Source organism: Virgibacillus kimchii, assembly GCF_055379185.1.
This window is the reverse complement of sequence record NZ_AP043951.1, coordinates 3272501-3275000: the sequence shown is the minus strand read 5'-3', so window position 1 is coordinate 3275000 and position 2500 is coordinate 3272501. Positions and strand designations below refer to the sequence as shown.

The 2500-nt window shown below is 51.0% G+C and carries 4 tRNA genes and 2 rRNA genes (1 of these 6 only partly in view); all 6 read right to left on the bottom strand.

The annotated features are described in order from the left end of the window. Positions 1-7 precede the first annotated feature (7 nt). Positions 8-89: transfer RNA gene (locus ACZ42C_RS15705), tRNA-Leu, on the bottom strand. Between the two features lie 13 nt (positions 90-102). Continuing rightward, a tRNA-Lys gene (locus tag ACZ42C_RS15700) sits at positions 103-178 on the bottom strand. 146 nt (positions 179-324) lie between these two features. Further along, a tRNA-Thr gene (locus ACZ42C_RS15695) sits at positions 325-400 on the bottom strand. A gap of 3 nt (positions 401-403) precedes the next feature. Next, positions 404-479: transfer RNA gene (locus ACZ42C_RS15690), tRNA-Val, on the bottom strand. Between the two features lie 44 nt (positions 480-523). After that, a 5S ribosomal RNA gene (rrf, locus tag ACZ42C_RS15685) occupies positions 524-639 on the bottom strand. A 123-nt stretch (positions 640-762) separates the two neighbouring features. Further along, a 23S ribosomal RNA gene (locus ACZ42C_RS15680) occupies positions 763-2500 on the bottom strand (it continues 1181 nt past the right edge of the window).

The window sequence follows — 2500 nt, the reverse complement described above, 5'->3', positions numbered from 1 at the left end:
GGTTAAATGCGGGTGGAGGGAGTTGAACCCCCACGTCCGAAGACACTAGATCCTAAGTCTAGCGCGTCTGCCAATTCCGCCACACCCGCATGTTACAAAAAATGGTGAGCCATGGAGGATTCGAACCTCCGACCCTCTGATTAAAAGTCAGATGCTCTACCGACTGAGCTAATGGCTCGTTATATATATATTTTCTTATTCCAAAAATAGTATACGTCCTGGTTAAACTTTGTAGCTGCAGAACTATTTGGGGATAATGTTGCTCTGCTACTTAAATTAAAACTAAATAATATTATTTCATTTAGAATAATCTCTTATATATAATGGTGCCGGCCAGAGGACTTGAACCCCCAACCTACTGATTACAAGTCAGTTGCTCTACCAATTGAGCTAGGCCGGCAGATGGTGGAGGATGCAGGGCTCGAACCTGCGACCCCTTGCTTGTAAGGCAAGTGCTCTCCCAGCTGAGCTAATCCTCCCACACGATCTTAAACCAATCAGGTAAGATCGATGATATTTATTCGCCTGGCGGCGTCCTACTCTTGCAGGGGCAAAGCCCCAACTACCATCGGCGCTGGAGAGCTTAACTTCTGTGTTCGGCATGGGAACAGGTGTGACCTCTCCGCTATTGCTACCAGACATACATGTTGTCCCTAAATGGGAGACAAGACATATTATATGCATTTTCCACAAAAAATGCAAGGGTTTTTTTAACTTTATACCCTAAAAACTAAATAAGAGAAGCCAACGACATATATTAGTTTAGTTAAGTCCTCGATCTATTAGTATCCGTCAGCTCCACGTGTCACCACGCTTCCACCTCGGACCTATCAACCTCATCGTCTCTGAGGGATCTTACTCATTTAAAATGATGGGAAGTATCATCTTGAGGGTGGCTTCATGCTTAGATGCTTTCAGCACTTATCCTTTCCACACGTAGCTACCCAGCTATGCTCCTGGCGGAACAACTGGTACACCAGCGGTGTGTCCATCCCGGTCCTCTCGTACTAAGGACAGCTCCTCTCAAACTTCCAACGCCCACGACGGATAGGGACCGAACTGTCTCACGACGTTCTGAACCCAGCTCGCGTACCGCTTTAATGGGCGAACAGCCCAACCCTTGGGACCGACTACAGCCCCAGGATGCGATGAGCCGACATCGAGGTGCCAAACCTCCCCGTCGATGTGAACTCTTGGGGGAGATAAGCCTGTTATCCCCGGGGTAGCTTTTATCCGTTGAGCGATGGCCCTTCCATGCGGAACCACCGGATCACTAAGCCCGACTTTCGTCCCTGCTCGACTTGTAGGTCTCGCAGTCAAGCTCCCTTCTGCCTTTACACTCTGCGAATGATTTCCAACCATTCTGAGGGAACCTTTGGGCGCCTCCGTTACCTTTTGGGAGGCGACCGCCCCAGTCAAACTGCCTGCCTGACACTGTCTCCGGACCGGATCACGGCCCTGGGTTAGAAGGTCCATACAGCCAGGGTGGTATCCCACGGGTGCCTCCACGTAAGCTGGCGCTCACGCTTCCAAGGCTCCCACCTATCCTGTACAAGCTGTACAGACATTCAATATCAGGCTACAGTAAAGCTCCACGGGGTCTTTCCGTCCTGTCGCGGGTAATGCGCATCTTCACGCATAGTATAATTTCACCGGGTCTCTCGTTGAGACAGTGCCCAAGTCGTTGCACCTTTCGTGCGGGTCGGAACTTACCCGACAAGGAATTTCGCTACCTTAGGACCGTTATAGTTACGGCCGCCGTTTACTGGGGCTTCAGTTCTGTGCTTCGGGTAAAACCCTAACACTTCCCCTTAACCTTCCAGCACCGGGCAGGTGTCAGCCCCTATACTTCGCCTTGCGGCTTCGCAGAGACCTGTGTTTTTGCTAAACAGTCGCTTGGGCCTATTCACTGCGGCTTCTCATGCAAGAAGCACCCCTTCTCCCTAAGTTACGGGGTCATTTTGCCGAGTTCCTTAACGAGAGTTCTCCCGCTCACCTTAGGATTCTCTCCTCGCCTACCTGTGTCGGTTTGCGGTACGGGCACCTATGAACTCACTAGAGGTTTTTCTTGGCAGTGTGAAATCGGGAACTTCGCTACTATATTTCACTCCCCATCACAGCTTGAGATTGCCAGACGGATTTGCCTGCCTGACTCTCTTGCTGCTTGGGCGCACGCTTCCATCCGTGCGCTTTCCCTATCCTTCTGCGTCACCCCGTCGTTCAAACGCTCATGAGGTGGTACAGGAATATCAACCTGTTGTCCATCGCCTACGCCCTTAGGCCTCGGCTTAGGTCCCGACTAACCCTGAGAGGACGAGCCTTCCTCAGGAAACCTTAGGCTTTCGGTGAAAGAGATTCTCACTCTTTTCTCGCTACTCATACCGGCATTCTCACTTCCAATCGCTCCACCAGTCCTCACGGTCTGACTTCTCTGCCATTGGAACGCTCTCCTACCATTGTTCGTAAGAACAATCCGCAGCTTCGGTGATACGTTTAGCCC